The 21,213-nt window shown below is 67.8% G+C and carries 16 protein-coding genes and 1 pseudogene; 7 read left to right on the top strand and 10 right to left on the bottom strand.

Annotated features, from left to right (window positions below; genetic code table 11):
• Positions 1–43 precede the first annotated feature (43 nt).
• The gene (locus tag FOC84_RS27265) at positions 44–3,169 is read right to left on the bottom strand and encodes an autotransporter family protein (protein WP_173147766.1); all 3,126 of its coding nucleotides are present in this window, start codon (positions 3,167–3,169) and stop codon (positions 44–46) included.
• A 415-nt stretch (positions 3,170–3,584) separates the two neighbouring features.
• On the opposite strand from FOC84_RS27265, the gene FOC84_RS27260 reads away from it, so the two are divergent.
• On the top strand, positions 3,585–5,126 hold the full coding sequence (locus FOC84_RS27260; protein WP_173147764.1) for a DUF1254 domain-containing protein: 1,542 nt from the start codon (positions 3,585–3,587) through the stop codon (positions 5,124–5,126).
• Between the two features lie 26 nt (positions 5,127–5,152).
• Here the strand turns inward: FOC84_RS27260 and FOC84_RS27255 are convergent, their stop codons facing one another.
• Positions 5,153–5,749, bottom strand: a complete 597-nt coding sequence (locus FOC84_RS27255) for a short chain dehydrogenase (protein WP_173147762.1) — start codon at positions 5,747–5,749, stop codon at positions 5,153–5,155.
• Positions 5,750–5,882: 133 nt separating this feature from the next.
• Here FOC84_RS27255 and FOC84_RS27250 point away from each other — a divergent pair, with 133 nt between their 5' ends.
• From FOC84_RS27250 to FOC84_RS27235, 4 genes are all read left to right on the top strand, one after another.
• The gene (locus FOC84_RS27250; RefSeq protein WP_173147760.1) at positions 5,883–6,773 is read left to right on the top strand and encodes a LysR family transcriptional regulator; all 891 of its coding nucleotides are present in this window, start codon (positions 5,883–5,885) and stop codon (positions 6,771–6,773) included.
• Positions 6,774–6,825: 52 nt separating this feature from the next.
• On the top strand, positions 6,826–8,049 hold the full coding sequence (locus FOC84_RS27245) for an MFS transporter (protein ID WP_173147758.1): 1,224 nt from the start codon (positions 6,826–6,828) through the stop codon (positions 8,047–8,049).
• A gap of 57 nt (positions 8,050–8,106) precedes the next feature.
• The gene (locus FOC84_RS27240; protein WP_173147756.1) at positions 8,107–9,135 is read left to right on the top strand and encodes a MerR family transcriptional regulator; all 1,029 of its coding nucleotides are present in this window, start codon (positions 8,107–8,109) and stop codon (positions 9,133–9,135) included.
• An 88-nt stretch (positions 9,136–9,223) separates the two neighbouring features.
• The gene (locus FOC84_RS27235) at positions 9,224–9,910 is read left to right on the top strand and encodes a GntR family transcriptional regulator (RefSeq protein WP_173147754.1); all 687 of its coding nucleotides are present in this window, start codon (positions 9,224–9,226) and stop codon (positions 9,908–9,910) included.
• Positions 9,911–9,922: 12 nt separating this feature from the next.
• Here the strand turns inward: FOC84_RS27235 and FOC84_RS27230 are convergent, their stop codons facing one another.
• Positions 9,923–10,807 (bottom strand): LysR family transcriptional regulator, encoded by an 885-nt coding sequence (locus FOC84_RS27230; protein WP_173147752.1) that lies wholly within the window; start codon positions 10,805–10,807, stop codon positions 9,923–9,925.
• Positions 10,808–10,960: 153 nt separating this feature from the next.
• On the opposite strand from FOC84_RS27230, the gene FOC84_RS27225 reads away from it, so the two are divergent.
• Positions 10,961–12,472, top strand: a complete 1,512-nt coding sequence (locus FOC84_RS27225) for an MFS transporter (protein ID WP_173147750.1) — start codon at positions 10,961–10,963, stop codon at positions 12,470–12,472.
• A 26-nt stretch (positions 12,473–12,498) separates the two neighbouring features.
• On the opposite strand, the gene FOC84_RS27220 is transcribed toward FOC84_RS27225, so the two are convergent.
• Positions 12,499–13,782, bottom strand: coding sequence for a cystathionine gamma-synthase family protein (locus FOC84_RS27220; RefSeq protein WP_173147748.1), 1,284 nt, complete (start codon positions 13,780–13,782; stop codon positions 12,499–12,501).
• A 241-nt stretch (positions 13,783–14,023) separates the two neighbouring features.
• Between FOC84_RS27220 and FOC84_RS27215 the strand changes: the two genes are divergently transcribed.
• Positions 14,024–14,452 carry an Lrp/AsnC family transcriptional regulator gene (locus tag FOC84_RS27215; RefSeq protein WP_254241796.1) on the top strand — a complete coding sequence of 143 codons (429 nt, stop codon included), beginning with the start codon at positions 14,024–14,026 and terminating at the stop codon, positions 14,450–14,452.
• A gap of 16 nt (positions 14,453–14,468) precedes the next feature.
• Here the strand turns inward: FOC84_RS27215 and FOC84_RS27210 are convergent, their stop codons facing one another.
• From FOC84_RS27210 to FOC84_RS27185, 6 genes and pseudogenes are all read right to left on the bottom strand, one after another.
• The gene (locus FOC84_RS27210; protein WP_173147746.1) at positions 14,469–15,482 is read right to left on the bottom strand and encodes a response regulator; all 1,014 of its coding nucleotides are present in this window, start codon (positions 15,480–15,482) and stop codon (positions 14,469–14,471) included.
• A 34-nt stretch (positions 15,483–15,516) separates the two neighbouring features.
• A complete protein-coding gene (locus FOC84_RS27205; RefSeq protein WP_173147744.1) occupies positions 15,517–16,527 on the bottom strand; it encodes a chemotaxis response regulator protein-glutamate methylesterase in 1,011 nt (336 codons plus the stop codon).
• Positions 16,524–18,782 carry a hybrid sensor histidine kinase/response regulator gene (locus FOC84_RS27200; protein ID WP_173147742.1) on the bottom strand — a complete coding sequence of 753 codons (2,259 nt, stop codon included), beginning with the start codon at positions 18,780–18,782 and terminating at the stop codon, positions 16,524–16,526. The genes FOC84_RS27205 and FOC84_RS27200 overlap by 4 nt, the downstream gene beginning before the upstream one ends.
• A complete protein-coding gene (locus FOC84_RS27195; protein WP_173150435.1) occupies positions 18,779–19,429 on the bottom strand; it encodes a chemotaxis protein CheW in 651 nt (216 codons plus the stop codon). Before FOC84_RS27195 ends, FOC84_RS27200 begins: the two co-directional genes overlap by 4 nt.
• A gap of 4 nt (positions 19,430–19,433) precedes the next feature.
• Positions 19,434–20,694: pseudogene (locus FOC84_RS27190) on the bottom strand (CheR family methyltransferase).
• Complete coding sequence (locus FOC84_RS27185) at positions 20,691–21,212, bottom strand: chemotaxis protein CheW (RefSeq protein WP_173147740.1); 522 nt, start codon at positions 21,210–21,212, stop codon at positions 20,691–20,693. The pseudogene FOC84_RS27190 and the gene FOC84_RS27185 overlap by 4 nt, the downstream one beginning before the upstream one ends.
• Position 21,213: the final 1 nt, after the last annotated feature.

Below are 21,213 nucleotides of genomic sequence, written 5' to 3'. Positions count from 1 at the left end.
ACCAAAGCCCGCAGCGGTCTATCCGCTGCGGGCTTTTTCACGTCTACCAGGTGTACTTCACGCCTATCCTGGCCGCGTACTGGTGGTAGTCCTGCGCGCCCCATGACCCGGCGACATTGGTCCATCCCGTCCAGCCCTTGGCGAAGTCGGCGTGCACGCCCAGCTTCAATTCATAGCGGTCTTTTGGATAGAGGTCGCCCACCGGCAACTGGTTGAACGACACGGAACTGCCGGTGCTGCTGTGCCACCAGTTCAAGGTCGCGAACGGCTGCGCCTTGCGGCCGTTGCCTAGGTCGAAGGTGGTGTGCGTGCGCACGCCCAGGCGCGTGATGGTCCCATGGGAATCCGCGCTGCCCACGCGGGTGCCGTTGGACTCGGTCAGGCTGTCCGTGTCCGAACTGACGTAGATGATCTGCGCCTGGGGCTCCAGTATCCAGTCGCCGCGCAGCTTGAAGGCGTAGCCCGTCTCCGCCGACACGGCCCATGCGCGCGAATCGTAGTCCACGCGCGGCAGATCGTCGCCCGTCACCCGATTGTTGTACCAGCCGTACTGGAACCAGGTGTCCACATAGGCGCCGAGCTTGCTCTCGTCGTTCTGGAACCAGGTCCCGTAAACGCCCGCGCTGTAGCCTTGCACCCTGCCCCGGGCCTTGTAGGGGTTGCCGTCGGCCCGGGCCGTGCTGTCGGCGCTGCCATAGCCCAGCATCAAACCCAGGTGCAGGCGGTCGGTCTCCGAGAACAGCTTCCATTGCGCCACGTCGCCGCCGCCTTGCAGCAGGAACATGTCGGTGCTGACGTCGAAGTTGCCGTCGCGGCTATGCGAACCTTCCCACTTGCCCACGGCCCGCAGCCAGAGCGCCCGGCGCTTGCTGTCTTCGGATTGGAACTGCTGGCCTTCGATGAATTGCGGCTCGCCCAGGCGGTCGTGCATGCTCTGCACGAACATCTGCCCAACCAGCCGCTGGTTCGCAAGATAGGCGGCGACTTCGGGACGGTACAGCGGCTCCGGATCAGGCGGAGTTGGCGGCGCCGGCGGGACGGGCGGAACCGGCGGCACCGGGGGGTCTGGCGGAGGAGGCGGAGGCGGCGGCGGAGGTGGAGGTGGAGGTGGAGGTGGAGGTGGAGGTGGAGGCGGAGGCGGAGGCGGCGGATCCGGCTCCTTCTCGGACCGCAGATACCAGCTCTGATCGGCGGGTGCGCTAGCCGACCCCCGGTAAAGACGATACTCGTAGGGACCCGCCACCACCCGGCCGGAAAGCGCAAATGCGCCTGCCCCGGAGATGCCGCCATTGACGACCTCGACAACCTGTATCCCGCTGGCTGTCGTCAAGGCGCCCGGCCCGCCCGTGTTCTTGATGCGCAATTGCGAAGCGCCGCTGGCGCTGCCGCCATTGATGACCAGCTTGTCCGAAGGCGAACTGTCATCGCCCAGATAGGTATTCAGCGCGATCGTGCCGTCGCCGCTGTAGTTGCGCACCGTCAGCGTCTTGTACGCCCCCGCCTGCGGCGGCGTGAAGTCGATCAAGCTGGGATCGTTGACCAGGTTGGTGATGGTCGAATTGCCGGTCAGCGTCCAGGTCGAATCCACCAAGGTCACGTTCGAGGTGCTGCCGGCCTCGGTGACCGCCGCTCCCGTCAAGGCCGCGTTGCGCGCTGTCACGTTGGCCGTGGCCGGAGAGCCGGCCTGCACGCCGGCAACGTTGATGCCGCCCGGATTGCCGGCATCCGGCGCCAGGCTCGGGTCTATGCCATGCAACGTACGGGTCCTGCTACCAAGCAAGGTTCCAGAGCTGGCGACCTGCAGCCAGTTGGTCGCGCCCTGGACCGTGGTGCCGTCGAGCTGGATGTTCGCCACGCCGCCGTCCACGCCGACGGCCGTACCGGTCGCGCTCAGGATGCTGCCGCCGTTGACGGTCGCAGCTTGCGTGCCGGTGTCGCTGGTCAGCAGGAGGCCGATGGAATGCGCGCCGCTGACGCCGACGGCGCTGTCCGTCGCCGCGAAGCTCGACGTGCCCGCCACCACCACGCCATGGGCCTCGGTCCCGGACGTCTGCACCGAGCCGTCGTCGAACACCACGCTACTGGCCGCGCCTTGCGCCAGGATCCCGAAACCGCCCTGCCCGCTGGTCACGACAGTATTGCGCGCCGCCTGGAAGACGGTAGCTGGCTGCCCGGTGGCCGTATACGCATACAGGCCCACCGCGTCCGCGCCGCGGGTCTCCGTCCTCAGGTCGGACAATTCCGCGCGTGAACCGTCTATGCCTATCACCCCGTAGGCGTCCGCGCCCTCGGTAAGAATGCTCGCCGTGGACCCGCCCTGCGGCGCCACGACCAGATGATTGGTCGGGCTGACGTAGCGGCGCAGGAACATGCCGCTGCTGTCCCGGCCCGTGGTGTGGATGTCGGTGGTGCCCTGCATCACCGCCTCGCCCACGCCCAGCATGTAGAAGCCGTCGGCAGTCTGCCCCGTGGTGCTGACGCGCAGCGTCGAACCCGGCGCCGAGGTGTAGCGGCGTACGACCGAGTCCGGATAGGTCAGGCTGTAGCCCAGTTCAACCCCACGCCCATACGTCCCGCCCGTGGTCTGCACATCCAGAACGCCGCCGGCATCCAGCGTAATGGCGGTGTTGTTGCTCGTCATCACGCCCTTGGGCCAGGGATTGCCGCCGGCCGGCGCGGTCTCGATCTTCAGCGTCGCGCCATTGCCGATCTGCAGCTGGCTCATGGTGCCGAATGGCGTATGGCCCAGATTCACGCCCTGAAAGCCGCGTATCGTCACGTTGGAACTCGGCGCCAGCGAGAACGTCGCCTGCGAATTCGTGGTGGACTGCAGTCCCAGGCCGGTGGTGGTCACCGTCGTGATCGTGACGTTGGTGCCGGTCTGGAAATTGATGTTCGCCGCCGCGCCATTGGTGGCGAAAACGCCCAGGTCGACATTGCCGATGGCGATGTTGCCAGGGCCGAAGTTCAGCGTGGCGTTGCCGACCCGGATGGCCGAACTCGATCCCGTGCCTGTCACGCTGTCACCGCCATTCAGGGTGAACGTCGTGCCTGAGGGAACGATGAATGGCGCGTAATTGACGCTCCAGGCGCTGCTGGCGGCCAGCGACATGGCCAGGCCCAGCGAGCGCGCGTACAGGGGTATGGAGGGACTTGCGTGGTGTGCCATCTGACTCGTCTCCGTGTAGCCGTCCGGGCGGTGGGCCGGGACGCGCTCAAACCAGACCCCGGACTACCGGGGGTAACGACGATAGACTTCGATACCTACGCCAAACGCCCTAAACCGGGCGTGCAATGCGTGTAAATATTCGCATCAAATTCACGAATAATCACCGTGTTTTGCATAAATCGCCGGTGAATGTTCCATTTTGGCAACGCGGCCCGACTGTCGCCGCCAGCAGGCGCCGGATCGCTTGCATCAGCACGGACGGCTTGGCTTGCAACGCCATTCCGTGCGCTGCCGGTGCGTGCGCCCTGCTTCGGCGCAACCCGCCGCCGTGATACTCTGAGCCGCGATTTTGTCGAAGTGCAGTTGCAGTACGCGCGTTCCGTTGCTTATCAATGTCCATTGTTAAGGGATCACCATGGCGCTCAAGGCAATTTGTTCGGCATTGGCCGCGGCTTCACTGCTTGGGGGTTGCGGCACGACCGCGCCGCCGGCCGCGCAGTCCTCCCGCTACGACCAGCTCTCCCGGATTCCCCTGCAGGAAGGTTATCTTTCCAATGCCGACTCCGCGGCGCTCAAGGACGAGTTGCTGTTTCAACGCGCGGTCCAAAGCTATCTGTGGGCGCTGCCGGCGCTGAACATCTACGCGATGAAGGAAGGCTCCGAACGGCAGTTCGGCAAGGGCTACAACATTCTTCCGGTCTGGAAGGAACGTCTCAACGCCAACACCCTGGTCACGACGCCCAATTCCGACGTGATTTATGCGATGGGTTACCTGGATCTGAAACAGGACGGGCCCATGGTGCTCGACGTGCCTCCAGGCCTGCAAGGCATCCTCGACGACTTCTTCCAACGCCCGATCTGCAACCCGGCGCCCGTGGCCGAAAAAACCTGGTACCCGGAACCCTATTCAAAGAACATCTGGTGCGGCGACGTCGGGCTGCCCGGCCCTGACAAGGGCAAGGGCGGAAAGTACCTCGTCATTCCGCCGGATTACCAAGGCAAGATTCCGAAGGGCTACATCGTCTACCAATCGCGCACCTACAACGTCTTCGTATTCTGGCGCGCGTTCTTCAAGGATCCCGCCAATCTTGCGGAACCGGTGGAGCTGATCGCCCGGACCAGGATCTATCCTTTGGGCCAGCAGGCCTCGGCCAAGCCCATGCAGTTCCCGGATGGCTCCAAGGCCGCGCCCAACATGCTGTACCCGGCCGACGGCTCGGCCTTCGACATGTTGTCGCGCTTCATCGACAGCGAGTATGTGGATCCAACCGACGCCGACATGCGCGGCATGTTGGCCAGCATCGGCATCATCAAGGGACAGCCGTTCAAGCCCGACGCCCGCACCCGTGAGATCCTGGACCAGGCGGGCAAGACCGCATTCAGGATAGGCCGCGCGGTCGCCTATGATCCGCCGCCCATCGTGCCGAACACGCGCTGGTATGCCAACCGCAAATGGGTCAACCCCTTCCCTGCCAACACCGAGTTCACCGGACCATCGTTCAAGTACCTGGACATGCGCGCCGGGTTCTTCGCGCTGGCGTACTCGGCCAGTCCGGCCATGGCCGTGAGCATGGCCGGCATGGGCGCCAAGTATCCGGTCGCCTTCGAGGATGCCGACGGCAAGCCGCTGTCGGGAGGCCAATCCTACAGGCTGCATCTGCCCAAGGACATTCCCGCCGGCATCTTCTGGTCCGTGACCGTCTACCGCCCCGAAACCGCGTCCGGGCTGGCCAATGGGCAGCCCTTCCCGTCCATCAACACCATGGACAAGCCGGCCGCCAACCCGGACGGCTCGACCGACATCTATTTCGGGCCGGCCGAGCCCGCCGGGCATGGCAGGAACTGGCTCAAGACCGTGCCCGGCTCAGGCTTCTTCGTGATTCTTCGCTTGTATGGCCCGAAGCAGGAATTCTTCGACCAGAGCTGGAAGCCCAGCGACATCGAAAGGCTGAAGTAGCTGACGGACGGCGGCGCAGGCCGGCATCACCACACCCGGAACACGCGTCCGGTCTGCGCGCCTTCCACGCTGCGGCTGTAGGCCAGCGCAACACGGCTGGCGGGCGCGGATTCGAAACCCTGGAAGTACGGGCCATAGGCATCCAGCGATTCCGTCAGGACCGTGGGGCTGACCGAGTTGATGCGGATGCCGCGCAGTTCCACCGCGGCGCCGCGCACGAAGCCGTCGATGGCCGCATTCACCGCGGACGCGTTGGCGCCGTAGCGGATGGGCTCATCGGTCAGGATGCCGCTGGTGAGCGTGATGGAACCGCCCTCGTTGACGTAATGCTGGCCGATCAGCGCCAGGTCCACCTGGCCCAGCAGCTTGTCGTGCAGGCCGATCTTGAACTGCTCGGCCGTCATTTCCGCCAACGGCCCGAAGTGCAGGCTGCCCGTGGTGGAGACGATGGCGTCCACCTTGCCCACCCGCTCGAACAAGGCACGGATGCTGTCGCTCTGGGTCACGTCGACCTGGTGCTCGCCGCGGGATTTGCCCACGGCGATGATGTCATGGCGCTGGCCCAGTTCTTGGGCGACCGCGCGGCCGATGGTGCCGGTGGCGCCGATCAGGATGATTTTCATGGGGAACTCCGATTCGTCTGTGTTGTGGGATGCGCCCGCGACACCGCCAGCGCCTGCATGCATTCTGGCCGAGGGCGCATCCAGGAAAAATCCTAGAATGGTGGGTTCACTTCACACTCAGGGTGCGTAATCCATGGACCGCTTGCTCAGCATGGAAGTCTTCGTGGCGGTCGTCGAACTGGGCAGCCTGACCGCCGCGGCCGCCCGCCACGAAATGTCGCCCGCCATGGCGGCCAAGCACATCAAGGGGCTGGAAGCGCGGCTGGGCTTGAGGCTGCTGAACCGCACCACGCGCCGCCAGAGCCTGACCGAAGCCGGCCAGGCCTATTTCGCGCGCTGCAAGGTGATCCTGTCGGACATCCGCGACGCCGAACAAGGCGCCGAGGCCATGCGCTCGGCGCCGCGCGGCCATCTGCGCATTACCTCCACCGTGACCTTCGGCTCCTTCGCGCTGGCGCCCGCCATCGCCGACTACCTGTCCGAGTTTCCCGACGTCAGCGTGGACCTCGCGCTCAGCGATGCCGTCGAGGACGTGGTGGCCTCGCGCTACGACCTGGCGGTGCGCATCGGCGAACCCGCCGATTCCAGTCTGGTCGCGCGCAAGATCGGGCGCTACCAGATGATCATCTGCGCGGCGCCGGCCTATCTGCAGCGCCATGGCACGCCTGAGACGGCGGGCGACCTGGCGCGCCATCAATGCCTGGATTTCTCCTACTGGAACCGCCGCACCGGCTGGCGCCTGAACTCGGAGGATGGCGGCGCGGCCTACCCCGCCGGCCGCTTCGTGTCGAACAATGGCCAGGCGCTCAGGCAGGCGGCGCTGGCAGGATTCGGCATCGTGCTGCAGCCGGAGCTGCTGCTGGCCGAAGACGTGCGCGCCGGCCGGCTGGTCCCTATCCTTGAATCCGCCTGGCCCATCGCCCGGCCGATCACGCTGCTGTATCCCAAGGACCGCAAGGCCTTGCCCAAGCTCACGACCTTCGTGGAGTTCATGGTGCAGAGGTTCACTCGGCCAACCAAGTAGCAGCCCCCCAATACCCATGCCAACTAGAACCGCAGTCATCGAGGAGACCCACTTGTCCGCATCAACCCCGGCGCCATCGGCAGCGCCCAGCGCTGAACTCACGCCGCAGGCGCAGCGCGGCAACATCGCCAGGCTCACGATCACCCAGGCGCTGGCGGGCGCCAACGCCGTCGTGGTCTACGCCACCGGCGCGATCGTCGGCGACATGCTGGCGCCGGACAAGGCGCTGGCGACCCTGCCCATTTCCATTTTCGTGGTCGGCATGGCCGCCTGCATCCTCCCCATGGGCGCCATCGCCAGGCGCCATGGCCGCCGGGCGGCGTTTCTCACCGGTACCGCCTGCGGCGTGCTGGTCGGCCTGCTGGCCGCCGCGGCCATCGTGCTGAGCTCATTCTGGCTGTTCTGCCTGGGCACCTTCTTCGGCGGCGCCTACGCGGCCGTCGTGCTGTCGTTCCGCTTCGCGGCGGCCGACGGCGTGTCCCCCGCCAGGCGCGCCCGCGCCCTGTCCTTCGTAATGGGCGGCGGCGTGCTGGCCGGCGTGGTCGGCCCGCAGCTGGTCACGTACACGATGTACCTGTGGCCCGCCCACATGTTCGCGGCGACCTATCTTGTGCAGGCGGCGGTGGCGGCGGTCTCGGCCCTGGTCCTGATGGGCGTGCGCCTGCCCATGCCCAGCGCGGCCGAAGTCGCGGGTGGGCGGCCGCTGGGCTTGATCGCGCGCCAGCCGCGCTTCATCACGGCGGTGGTCTGCGGCGCCGTCTCCTACTTGCTGATGAACTTCCTGATGACCGCCGCGCCGCTGGCCATGCATCTTTGCGGCCATTCCCAGGAAAGCGCCAACCTGGGCCTGCAATGGCACGTCATCGCCATGTACGGCCCCAGCTTCTTCACGGGCCGCCTCATCACGCGTTTCGGCGCCGGACGCATCGTCACCGCGGGCCTGGCGCTCACCGGCCTGTCGGCGGCCATCGGCCTCACCGGCATCGACGTGGCCCATTTCTGGGTCACATTGGTCCTGCTGGGCCTGGGCTGGAACTTCGGCTTCGTGGGCGCGTCGGCGCTGGTGCTGGAATGCCATCGACCCGAGGAAAAGACCCGGGTGCAGTCGCTCAACGACTTCATCATCTTCGGCACCATGGCGGTCGGCTCCTTCGCCTCCGGCGGCCTGCTGGCCGCCTACGACTGGGCGACGGTGCTGTGGGTGTCGTTCATCCCCCTGGCCATCGCGGCGGTCGCGTTGCTGGCCGGCGCCACCAGGAGCCGCGAACAGGCTTGACCCTCACGCAACGTCATGTCCCAGAGTTCGTTCCGCGCCATCAACAGGAGGAATGCCGTGCAACTGAAAGTAGGAGAACTGGCCAGGCGGAGCGGACTGACGGTCCGCACGCTGCACCACTATCACGCGATCGGGCTGCTCACGCCTTCGGCGCGCGCCGACAACGGCTATCGGCTGTATGGCCGCAGCGACATCGCCCGGCTGCATCAGATCCAGGCGCTGCGCCGCTTCGGATTGCCGCTGGCTGAGATCGGCGCTTATCTGGACCAGCCCGACACTCCCATGGACGAGATCATCGCCAAGCAGATCGCGATGCTCGATCGCCAGATCCAACAGGCCTCCCGGCTGCGCGAGCGTCTCGCCCAGCTGCAGGGGCAGTTGGCGCAAGGCAGGGAACCGGAACTGGCCGATTGGCTCACCACTCTGGAACTCATGACCATGTACGACAAATACTTTTCCCCCGATGAACTGGCCCGTCTGCCCATGTACCGCAGCAACCAGAATGGCGACGCCGACTGGCTCGCGCTGATCAAGGAGGTGCAGGCGCAGATGGACGGCGGCGTCCCGCCCGAGGATGCGCAGCCGCGAGCACTGGCCATGCGCTGGATGACCCTGCTGCTGCGCGACACCAATCGCGACCCGCGCCTGCTGGTCAAGCTGAACCGGATGCACGAACAGGAGCCGGCGATGCAGGCGCACATCGGCGTCTCGCGGGCCTTGCGCGACTACGTGCTGCAGGCCTTCTCGGAAAGCAAGCTGCGGATCTACGAGAAGTACCTCACTCCGGACGAGGCCCGCTACATGCGCGAGCACTACGGCGACCGCATCGGCGAATGGCCGCAGCTGATGGCCGAGGTGCGCGATGCGCTCGACGCAGGCGCGGCGCCGGACTCCGCCACCGCGCTGGCGCTGGCCCGGCGCTGGCTGGACCTGTTCCGCAGCTATGCCGGCCACGACCCCGCCACCCAGGCGAAATTCCGCCATGCGCTGATGACCGAGCCCGAGCTCACCGCCGGCACCTGGACCGACGACGCCACCCTGTCATTCATGCGGCAGGCCATGGGCGCGCTGGCGGCGGCGCGCTAGGCGCGCAATCTGGCCAAGGGCAGGCCTGGCCCCCGCCGGGCCTGCCCTTTTGCTAGACTGACCGGCCCTATCCCTCTCCTTCCCCATCATGTCCCAGGAAGTCCGCCCCGACCCCAGCGCCGACGATATCGCCAAGGAAATCTCGGCGGCCATCGTCGCGCACAAGCTGCCGCCGGGCACGCGGCTGCGCGAGGAGGCGCTGGCGGGCGTGTACCAGGTCAGCCGGACCAAGATCCGCGCCGCGCTGCTGATGCTGTCCAAGGACAAGCTGATCAACATCGTGCCGGACAAGGGCGCGTTCGTGAGCAAGCCGGACGCGAACGAGGCGCGCGAAGTCTATGCGGTGCGGCGCATCCTGGAAGCGGCGCTGGCGCGCGAATTCGTGGCGCGCGCAACGGCTGCCGACTACCGCCACATCGACGCGCATCTGGCCGCGGAGCGCCGCGCGCTGGAAGGCGGCGACGTGCAGGAGCGCAATCGGCTGCTCGGACACTTCCACATCCTGCTGGCCGAGACCGTGGGCAATTCCGTGCTGACGGGGATGCTGCGCGAACTCTCGGCCCGCAGCGCCGTCATCACCGTGCTGTATCAAAGTTCGCACGATGCCAGCTGCTCGTCGCAGGAGCACCATGCCTTCATCGAGGCCGCCCGCGCGGGCGATGCCGACCGCGCCTGCGCACTGATGGACGCGCATCTGGAACACGTGCAGACGGCGCTGAACTTCAAGGACGGCGGCCGCCGCGGCGGCGACCTCGTCAGCGCGCTGCTCAGCTGAAGCCGGGCAGGCCTACGGCTGGGCCTGCGTCCCCGCCAGCAGCTGGCCCATGCGCTGCTGCAGCCATAGCTCCGTTTCACTCAGGCTGCCGCCTCGCAACCATAGCGTGCGCACGGACAGCATGGGCAGGAACAGGTCCGCGCAGCGCACGCTGACGAGCTCGTTGCTGAAACCCTGGTATTCGCCGATGTTCAGCGGCAGGATGGCCCAGCCCACGCCATTGGCCGCCATGGCGGCGATGTTGTAGCTGCTGTCGGCCCGCCACACCGACGGGCTCAGCACCACCTGGTCGACGCCATCCATCTGCATGAGCAACTGGCGGTGGCGCGCCAGGTCGTTGCGCCCGACCTCGGGCAGCGCGGCCAGCGGATGGCCCTGGGCCACGAAGATGCCCTGCGCCACATTGCCCAGATGGCGATGCGCGTAGGCGCTGCCGGGATCGCCGCGATCGAACTGGAAGGCCAGGCTGGCGCGGCCCTGCTCCACGTAGTCGGCGACCTCCGTCGCGGTGCCGTTGAGCTGGGTCAGCTCCAGTGCCGGATAGCGTTCGGCCAGTTCCTTGAGCAACTGGTCGGCCACCAGGTAAGGCAGGCCTTCGTCCAGCGCGATGGCCAGGCGCGCTTCGCGCCCGGCGGCAAAGGACAAGGCGCGCTGCTCCAGCGCGCCGGCCTGCCGCAGCAGTTCCAGCGCCTCCTGCAGCATGACCTCGCCGGCGGCGGTCAGGGTGGCGTTGCGCCGCGACCGGTCGAACAGCTCCACGCCCAGGTCCGCTTCCAGCAGGCCCACCGAAGTACTGACCGCGGACTGCGCCCGGCCCAGGCGCCGCGCGGCCGCCGAGAACGATCCGGATTCGGCCGCGGCGGCGAAATGGCGCAGCTGTTCCAACGTCCATTGCATGTTTCACCCCCGATCAATCCATCTATTTTATAGATTAATTCAAACTTTTTTATGCGAATTACAAGATGGATAATGGCGGCCTCTGAGACCCGGCCATCCCGGCCCCGCCCGCATCCGCGGCGCGGCAGGCGTTTCAGTTTCAGGAGTAGAACCATGCAGCGGACTGAACCGAACGCTGTCGCCACGGCCGCGCCCGGCCGCTGGCTGGTGCTGGCCATCGTGTCCAGCGCCTTGCTGTTGATCGTGGTGGACATGACCGTCCTCTACACCGCCCTGCCCCGGATGACGCACGAATTGCAGGTCAACGCGTCGGAAAAGCTGTGGATCGTGAACATCTATGCGCTGGTCGTGTCCGGCCTGCTGCTGGGCATGGGCACGCTGGGCGACCGCCTGGGCCACAAGCGCCTGTTCATGGCGGGGCTGGTCGTGTTCGGCATCGCCTCGCTGGCCGCGGCCTACTCGCCCGGCGCGGCCACGCTGATCGCGGCGCGCGCGCTGCTGGCCGTGGGCGCGGCCATGATGATGCCGGCCACCCTGTCCATCCTGCGCCTGACCTTCGCCGACGAACGCGAACGCGCCGTCGCCATCGGCGTGTGGGCCTCGGTGGCCTCGGGCGGCGCCGCGGCAGGCCCGGTGGTGGGCGGCGTGCTGCTGGAGCATTTCTGGTGGGGTTCCGTGTTCCTCATCAACGTGCCCATCGTGCTGCTGGCCCTGCCGCTGGCCTGGCGCCTGATCCCGGCCAGCCGCCCGGACGCCTCGCGGCCCTGGGACCTGCTGGGCTCGCTGCAAGTGATGGCCGGCCTGATCCTGTGCGCCTACGCGCTGAAGGAACTGGGCAAGACCGACCCGTCCTGGCGCGATGCCGGCCTGGCCTGCGCGGCGGGCGCGGCCATGCTCGCCGTGTTCGTGCGGCGCCAGCGCGCGCGGCCCTATCCGCTGATCGACTTCGCCATCTTCCGCAACCTCAGCTTCAGCTCGGCCGTGGCGGCCGCCCTGTTTGCCGCCGCCGCGCTGCTGGGCATGGAACTGGTGTTCAGCCAGCGGCTGCAGCTGGTCATGGGCATGTCGCCGTTGGAAGCCGCGCTCTTCATCCTGCCGCTGTCGCTGGCCGCGTTCATCGCCGGCCCGCTGGCAGGCTGGCTGCTGGGCCGCGTCAACAGCGCCACCATGCTGTTCCTGTCGCTGCTGGTCTCGGGCCTGGGCATGACGGGCTATCTGCTGAGCTACGACGCGACGCTGCTGCCGCAAATGGTCAGCCTGTGCGTGCTGGGCGCGGGCATAGGCGCCACCATGACGGCGGCGTCCAGCACCATCATGCAAAGCGCCACGCCCGAGCGCGCCGGCATGGCGGCCTCGATCGAAGAGGTCTCCTACGAGCTGGGCGGGGCCTTGGGCGTCACCTTGATGGGCTCCATCCTGTCCGGCGTCTACGCCCGCACGCTGTCGGTGCCGGAAGGCCTGTCCCAGTCCGCCCTGGCGCGCGACAGCCTGGACCAGGCGCTGATCGTCGCCGACGGCCTGTCGTCCGACCTGGGCCTGGCGTTGACGCGCCTGGCCAAGACGGCGTTCGACACCGGCTATGCCGCCGTCATCGCCACCGCGGCGGCGATGCTGCTGGTCACGGCGGGATTCGTGCTGTTCAACCGCAGGCGCATGGCGGCCTGAGACAGGCCGGCCATGCCGGCCCCGGCTCAGCAGGTGCGGAAGGCGTGGTCCATGTCGGCGATCAGGTCTTCCTCGTGCTCCAGCCCAATGGACACGCGCACCAGCCCCTCGGACACGCCGGCCGCGTCGCGCTCGTCGGCGGGCACGCCGGAATGCGTGGTGGAGGCCGGATGGCAGATCAGCGATTCGGTGCCGCCCAGGCTGACGGCCGACTTGAACAGGTGCAGGGCGTTGATGAAGCGGAACGCCTTGGCGCGCCCGCCCTCCAGCACGAAGGCGAAAGTCGAGCCCGGGCCGGTGCACTGGCGTTTGTAGACTTCCTGGTAGGCGCGGTCGGCGATCATTTCCGGATGGAATATCTGCACTTTTTCATGCGGATTGCCCGACAGCCATTGGGCCACCTTGGTCGCCGCGCGCGCGGCTTGCTTCATGCGCAGCACCACGGTCTCCATCGAGCGCGTGATCATCCAGCAGGAATGCGGATCCAGCTGCGAGCCGAACGCGCTGCGGATGGCGCGCACCTTCTTGATCAGCGCCTTGCTGCCGGTGACGGCGCCCGCCACCAGGTCGCTGTGGCCGCCCACGTACTTCGTCAGCGAATACACGCACAGGTCCACGCCATGCTCGGCCGGCTTCTGGAAGATCGGGCCCAGCAGCGTGTTGTCGCACACCGACACGGGGCGGTAGCCGTGGCGCGTTTCAAAGGCATCCAGCTCGTTCTTCATGGCCTCGAAATCGACCAGCGCATTGGTCGGATTGGCGGGCGTTTCGACGTAGAACAGGCGCACCGGGCCCTGGGCCGCGGCGGCCTCCAGCGCCGCCCGCATGCTTTTGGCCGACAGGCCGTCCTCGATGGCATGCGAGCCTATGCCCCATTCGGGGAAGATCTTGGAGATTAAGGTCTCGGTGCCGCCGTACAGCGGCACCGACTGCACCAATTGGTCGCCCGGCCGCAGAAAGGCCAGGAACACCGCGCTGATCGCCGACATGCCGCTGGAGGTCACCGCGGCGTCTTCCGAACCATCCAGCAGCGCCAGGCGGTCCTCGACGATTTCCAGGTTGGGATGGTTGAAACGGCTGTACACCAGCCCCGCCGACTCGCCCTGCGGCAAGGGCTTGCGGCCCGAGACCAGGTCGAAGAACGCCGCGCCGTCCTCGGCCGAACGGAACGCGAAGGTGGACGTCAGGAACACCGGCGGCTTGACCGCGCCCTCCGACAGAAAAGGGTCGAAGCCGTAGGACATCATCTGCGTTTCCGCATGCAGCGGACGGCCGAAGATGTCCTTCTTGTGATAGCTGGAGTAACTCATGGTGTGCCTCTCTGTCTGGTTTCCGGGGACCCGGACGGGCCGCCGGGCAGGCGCGTCACGCATGCGAAAACGATAGCGCCGCCCGGCCCGGACTGCATGAAAGTATGGCGGCAGGCGAGGGCAAGTTTCTTTCCATTTTCATCGTCATACGGAGATAATGGGAAAGACTATTTTCCATGAGCCGCACTTCATGAAAGACACTGCCTTGTTACATCAACTTGACGCGATCGATTGGAAAATCATGAAAATCCTTCAAGAAGATGGCCGGCTCAGCAACGCCGAACTGGCCGAGCGCGTCGCGCTGTCGGCCTCGCCCTGCTGGAAGCGCTTGAAGCGCCTGGAATCGTCGGGGGTCATCCGCGGCTACCAGGCCGTGCTGGACCGCCGCGCGCTGGGGATCGGGGTGGTGGCCTTCGTCAGCATCTCGCTGGAGAACCACACGGAGAAGACCTGCCAGGCCTTCGAGGCCAGCGTGCTCGCCATGCCCGAGGTCCTGGCCTGCCACAACACCACCGGGCAGCACGACTATCTGCTGCATATCGTGGCGCGGGATTTCGACGCCTATTCGGAATTCGTGCGCAGCCGCCTGCGCACCCTGCCCGGCGTGAAGGAACTGCTGAGCACGCTGTCGATGCACGAGGTCAAGTCTTCCACCCGGCTGCACCTGTAAGACGGCGGCTGCGCCGCTACATCACGCCGGGAACGACGCGGTTGCGGCCCTGCCGCTTGGCTTGATAGAGGCCGCGGTCGGCCACCTGGATCAGATCGGTGCAGGGCTGGTCGCCCTGCGGCACCGCCGTGGCCGTGCCGATGCTGACCGTCAGCCAGGGGCCGTCGCCGCTGTCCTTCTGCGGAATCCGCAAGGCTTCCACCGCGCGTCGCAGCTTCTCGGCGGCCAACCGCGCGCTGCCGGCCGGCGTGCCCGGCAACACCAGCGCGAACTCCTCGCCGCCAAAGCGCGCCGCCAGGTCGGTGGAGCGGTCGCAGCTGGCGAAGATGGTGTTGGCCACCCGCTTGAGCGCCTCGTCGCCGGCGATGTGGCCGTACGTGTCGTTGTAGGCCTTGAAGTGGTCCACGTCGATCATGAGCATGCTGATTTCGCGGCCGTCGCGGCGCGCGCGCTGCCATTCGGCGTTGAGGTATTCGTCGAAATAGCGGCGGTTGCCCAGGCCGGTCAGACCATCGGAATTGGTCAGCCGGCGCAGCTCCATATTGCTTTCCAGCAACTGCTGCTGGCTCTGGCGCAGGGCCTGATAAGCCTCGTCGCGCTGCACCAGGGCCAGATAGGAGCGCGAGTGGTAGCGGATGCGCGCCACCAGCTCGATGGAATCGGGCAGCTTCACCAGGTAATCGTTGGCGCCGGCGGCAAAGGCCGCGCTCTTGATTGCCGGGTCTTCCTTGGTGGACAGCACGATGATGGGAATGTCGCGCGTCACGGGATGGCCGCGGTATTCCTGCACCAGGCTCAGTCCGTCCACGCCCGGCAGCACCAGATCCTGCAGGATGACGGTGGGCCGGGTCTGGATCGCCACGGCCAGCGCCTTTTCGGGATCCGAGCAATAGTGGAAGTCGATATTGCCTTCCGTGGCCAAGGCCCGCCTGATGGCCTCGCCGACCATCACCTGGTCGTCGACGAGCAACACCATGGCCGCATGCGAATTCAGGTTCGCCGAAGCCGAGCTGTCAATGGGAGGTTGCATAGTAAGTCCTTGAATTCTTTCGAGGTCCGCGCGCTCAGGCAAAGGCCTGGATGACGCGGGGAGCGATTTGGTCCAATGGGCTGATTTCCACGGCCGCCTGCATGGCCGCCGCGGCCTTGGGCATGCCGTAGACGGCGCTGCTGGCCTGGTCCTGGGCAATTGTCAGGTAGCCGCGCTCGCGCAGCGCCTTCAGCCCGCGCGCGCCGTCCTGGCCCATGCCCGTCAGCAGCACGCCGACGGCAATGCCACGCCAGTGCTGCGCCACGCTATGGAAAAAAACGTCGATGGAAGGCCGGTACAGGCTTTCCTTGGGGTTCTCGGTGTAGCGCAGCGTGCCATCCGCCAGCATGTGCAGATGGTCGCCGGTACCCGCCAGGAGGATCTGGCCGGGCTCGGGCCATTCGCCTTCGCGCACCAACCTTACGGGCAGCGGCGCTTGCTCGTTGAGCCAGTCCGCCATGCCTGCGGCGAACGAGGCGTCCACGTGCTGCACCAGCACGATGCCGGCGGGGAACGCCGGCGGTATGCCCTTCAGCAACTGCGCCAGGGCCGGCGGGCCGCCGGCCGAAGCGCCAATCACCAACAGGCGCTTGGCGTCCGCCTGCGCCATGGGCCGGGCCACTGGCGTCAGGGCGGGACGCTTGCCGTAGCGGCCGATCAGCCAGCCGACGTTGCGTATCTTGCGCAGCAATGGCGCCGCCGCGGCCCGCATGTCCGCGCCGCCGATCACTGGCGTATCGGCCGCGTCCAGCGCCCCGTGGCCCATGGCGTCGAACACGCGCGAGGTGTGGCGCGCCACATCCGACGTCACCACCACGATCGCGCAAGGCGTTTCCGCCATGATGCGGCGCGTGGCTTCGACGCCGTCCATGACCGGCATGATGAGGTCCATCAGCACCACGTCCGGCCGGTCGCGGGCGCACTGGTCCACGGCCTCCTGGCCGTTGGCCGCGGTCCAGGCCAACTCCAGCCCCGGCTCCAGCGCGATCGCGCGCCGCAGCACTTCGACCGCCATCGGCATATCGTTGACGATTCCGACTCTCACGTGCGCGCCTTTCCGATCAGATCTTCCACGGCGTCGAGCAGCGCATCATCATGAAAGCTGCCCTTGGCCAGATAATAGTCGGCGCCGGCGTCCAACCCGCGCCGCCTGTCCTCTTCCCTATCCTTGTACGACACCACCATCACGGGCAGGCCCTGCAGCTTGGGATCGGCCTTGATGCGCGACACCAGCTCGATGCCGTCCATGCGCGGCATGTCCACATCGGTCACGACCAGATCGAAGTCCTCGCCGCGCAACATGTTCCAGCCGTCCATGCCGTCCACCGCCACGGCCACGTCGAAGCCGCGGTTCAACAGCAGCTTGCGCTCCAGCTCGCGCACCGTGAGTGAATCGTCCACCACCAGCACGCGCTTGCGGCGGCGCGCCTGTTCGGCCGCGCCCGCGCCGTCCACCCGCGTCAGTTGCCCGCCTGCCACCAGCTTCTGTACGGACACCAGCATGTCCTCCACGTCCAGGATCAATAGCGGCGTGCCGTCGTCCATCAAGGCGCCCGCCATCACGTCCTGCACCTTGCCCAGCCGCGGATCCAGCGGCTGCACCACCAGCGTGCGCTCGCCCACGTAACGGTCCACGGCGATGCCGTAGAGCCGGTCGTGGTCGCCCACCAGCACCACGCATACGGTCTCGGCAGCCGGCGCGGCGCCGCCCGTGCGCAGGATCTGGCGCGCGGAAACCAGCCCGATCTGGCGGTCCATGAAGCGGAAATGCTGATGTCCTTCGAGCTGCTCGATGTCCTCGGCGCGCACTTGCAGCGCATGGTTGACGTAGGCCAGCGGAAACGCGTAGATCTCCTCCTGCACCTCGACCAGCAGGCTGCGCACCACCGACAGCGACAAGGGCATCTCCAGCATGAAGCGCGTGCCCTGCCCCGTCTGCTGCTGGATGCGCACCGCGCCGCGCAGCTGCCGCACCATGGTCTGCACCACGTCCAGCCCCACGCCGCGCCCCGATATCTCGGTGACTTCGCCGCGCGTGCTGAAACCGGACAGGAACAGGAATTCCAGCAGCTCGGCCTCGGTCAGCCGGGCCGCGGTTTCCGCGCTGGCCAGCTTGCGCTGCACCACTTCCACGCGCAGCCGGTCCAGCGATATGCCGGCGCCGTCGTCGGTGAGTTCGATCAGCAGCATGCCGGCCGCATGGCGCGCCGACAGCCGGATCCGGCCCTCAGCCGGCTTGCCGGCGGCCAGACGGTCCTGCGGCATCTCGATGCCGTGGTCCACCGCGTTGCGCAGCAGATGCATCAACGGCGCATCCAGCTTTTCCAGGATGTCGCGGTCCACCTGGGTGGACTCGCCTTCGATCTCCAGCCGCACCTGCTTGCCCAGCGCGCGGCCCACGTCGCGCACCATGCGCGCCATGCCGGCCACGCCATCGCCAAAGGGCCGCATGCGGCAAGCCAGCGCGGTGTCGTACAAGCGCTGGGCCAGATGGCCCATGCGCCAGCCGAATTCGTCGACCTCGCTGGTGCGCTGCGCCAACTCCTGCTGGCATTGCTCGACGATGCGCAGGGCGTCGTCCAGCGCGGCCTGCGCCTGCGCGTCCAGCGCCTGCCCGGCCAGGGCCGCGCGCACGCCGTCCAGCGCCTGAAGCGCGCCCGCCTGCGTGCGCTTCAGGCGCAGCATGGACGCGCCGAAGGGGCCGATCCAGTGGGACTCCACCAACGTCTCGCTGGACAGGCCCAGCAACTTGTTGAGCGTGTCGGCCGTCACGCGCAGCACGCGCTCGCCCTCGCCCAGCCCGGCGTCTGAACTGCGCCGCTGCGGTGCGGGAGCCGGCGCCTCGTCCACGGCTGGAATCGGCGGCAGGAAATCGGCCGGCTTGGCGGCGGGCGCCGCGGCCGGCGCGGCCGGCTGCGCGTGCGGCGCATTGCTCAGGCGCACCAACAGCTCGTCGATCTCGCTGCCCAGCTCCGCGCCCGGCGTGGCCACGCGCTGCAACAGGTCGGCGCCCATCAGCAGGGCGTCGATGTGCGCCGCCTGCAGCCGCAGCCGCCCTTCCCGCGCTTCGACCAGGCAATCCTCCATGGCGTGCGCGATGCGCACCGCGGGATGCAGGTCGACGATGCGGGCCGCGCCCTTTAGCGAATGCGCTGCCCGCATGCAGGCCTCGAGCTGCGGCGCGGACGTGGGATCGTGCTCCAGCGCCAGCAGGCCCTTGTTCAGCACCTCCACCTGGGTGCGGGTCTCGAGCTGGAACAATTCCAGAAGCGAAGCGTCGCGCATCTGTTCCGGATTCACGCCAGGCTCCGTTCCAAAGCTTGCATCAGCAAGGTTTCATCCAATACGCCCACCGCGCGGCCGCCGCAGCGGGCCACGCCGCGCGAATACTTGAGACTTGCGCCCTCCACGGTCGCGGGCAGGGGCTCCAGCCCGTCCAGGTCCACGGCGTGTATGCCTTCGACTTCATCCACCGGCACCACCACCGCGCGGCCCGCGCCGCCCAGGATCAGCATGCGCGCCGTGGCTGGCCGCTCGCGCGCATCCGCCATGGCGGCCTCCAGGCCCAGCAGGCGCGCCAGCGACACGCACACGGTAAGGGAACCGCGCACATTGGTCACGCCCAGCATCGCCGGGTCGCGGCGGTGCGGCAGGCTCAGGATACTGCGGGTGCCGGCCACTTCGTCCAGCCCCCGGGTCGGCAACCCCAGCCATTCCCGGTGCACGCGGAACACCAGCAACGAAGACAGCGCGGCGCGCTCCTGCGCGTCGGCGTCCGCGTCCCGACCGTCCATTTGCGGCGGCAGACGGTCAAGTATGCGCTTGGCCGCCGCCGCGTACACCGGACAGTTGCGGCAGTGCACGTGATCGGCCAATTGCGCGCAGCTCTTGTCGCCGCGGATGCCGATGCGGTTCCAGCAATCGTCCACGTCGGACAGCGCGCCCATCGCTTCATCCACGTTGCGCCTCCCCGCGCGCCGCGCGCGCCTGCAGGCGGCGGGCCGCTTCGTGATCGCCGTCCGAGGCCACCAGCGCGGCCAGGTGCAGCAAGGCTTCGCGATGGGTCGGATCCAGGTAGAGCGCCTTGCGGTAGGCGGCCTGCGCCTGCCGCGCGTCGCCCGCCGCGTCCTGCAGCAGGCCGCAGATACAGGGCTTCGGCGCTGGCGCCGTGGCGGTCGATATGCGCGCGGCACTGCGCCATGGCGTCCTGCACCCGGCCTTGGTCGGCCAGGGCCGCGATATGGCGCAAGGAAGCCTGCGCGCCGCCCTGCCCGGCCGGCGCCGCGGGCGCGGGGGCATGCGGCAGAGGCAGCCCCGCCGCGGGCGCCTGGGCCAGGGGCCGCCTGGGCGGTGTCCAGCTGTGCACGAGGGGCCGCGCGGCCGGCGGCGCGGCGGGGGTGGCGGGCGGCGGCAGCGGCTTGGCCAGGAAGGCGAACGAGCGCGCCAGCGGCACCGCGGGCAGCCTGCGGCCGGTCAGCAGCGTGGTTTCGGCAGGGCCGACGAAGAGCACGCCGTCCTCGCGGGTGAAGCTGCGCAGCACCTGCACCGCGCGTGCCTGCGTCGCCGCGTCGAAGTAGATGAGCAGATTGCGACAGAACACGAAGTCATAGGGCGCCGCCCCGGCCAGCAGATCGGGATCGAACAGATTGCCCGGCCGGAACCGCACTTGCGCCGCCACGTGGGCAGCCAGTTGATGGCCGTCGGCGGTCTCGGAAAAATAGCGGTCGCGATAGCCCAGGTCATCGCCGCGGAAGGAATTGCGCCCGTACAGCGCGCGCCGCGCGAATTCGACCATGCGCACGCTGATGTCGAAGGCGTCGATCTGGAAGCGTTCGGCGGGCACGCCGGCGTCCAGCAAGGCCATGGCGATGGAGTACGGTTCTTCGCCGCTGGAACATGGCACGCTCAGCACGCGCAGCACGCGGCCTTGCGCGGCGGCGCCATTGAGCCGCTCGCGCGCCAGCGCGGCCATGGCCGCCTGCGATTCGGGATAGCGGAAGAACCAGGTCTCCGGCACGATGACCGCTTCGATCAGCTGCTGCATCTCGGCGGGCGAGGCCTGCACCTGCCACAGATAATCCTGCTCGTCGGCGATGCCGGCCATGCCCATTCTGCGGCGGACCGCGCGCTCCACGGCGGCCTTGCCGATGGAACCGCTGTCCAGGCCCATGCGCCGCTTGAGCAAGGCGCTGAATTCGTCGATCAGCATCATGGCCGCGCCTCGCGCGCCGCGCCTGCGGCATCCAGCGGAAACAGCAGGGCCCGCACCGGCGCGGGCAACAGGTCGCCGACGTTGACGGCCTGCACCATGCCGCCGGCATCGCTGAGCACCGCGCCCAGATAGCGCGCGCCCGGATTGTCCAGGCCGCCCGACTGGAACGCGGCGGGATCGTAGTGCACGGTTTCGGTCGCCTGCTCCAGGATCAGTCCCAGCAGATGCTCGGGCTGGTCCAGCCCCGCCCGGTAGCGCACCAGGGCCAGACGGGTGCTGGTCACGGCCGCGGCCGCGCCGCCGCCCGCCAGCGCGCTCATGTCGATGACGGGGATGGCCACGCCGCGGCGGTCCATCACGCCCGCCACCCAGGCCGGCGCGCCCGGCACCTGCTTGAAGTCGCGCAGGCCCAGCACCTCGGCAATGTCTCTTGCGTCCAGCGCGTAGCGGTCGCCGCCGATGCGGAACAGCAGATACAGCCGGCGTCCGGCCGCAGCAGAGGGAGCGCGCTCCGCCATG

This window comes from Achromobacter pestifer, assembly GCF_013267355.1.
Taxonomy (GTDB): domain Bacteria; phylum Pseudomonadota; class Gammaproteobacteria; order Burkholderiales; family Burkholderiaceae_B; genus Achromobacter; species Achromobacter pestifer_A.
This window is presented reverse-complemented; position numbering and strand designations above follow the sequence as displayed.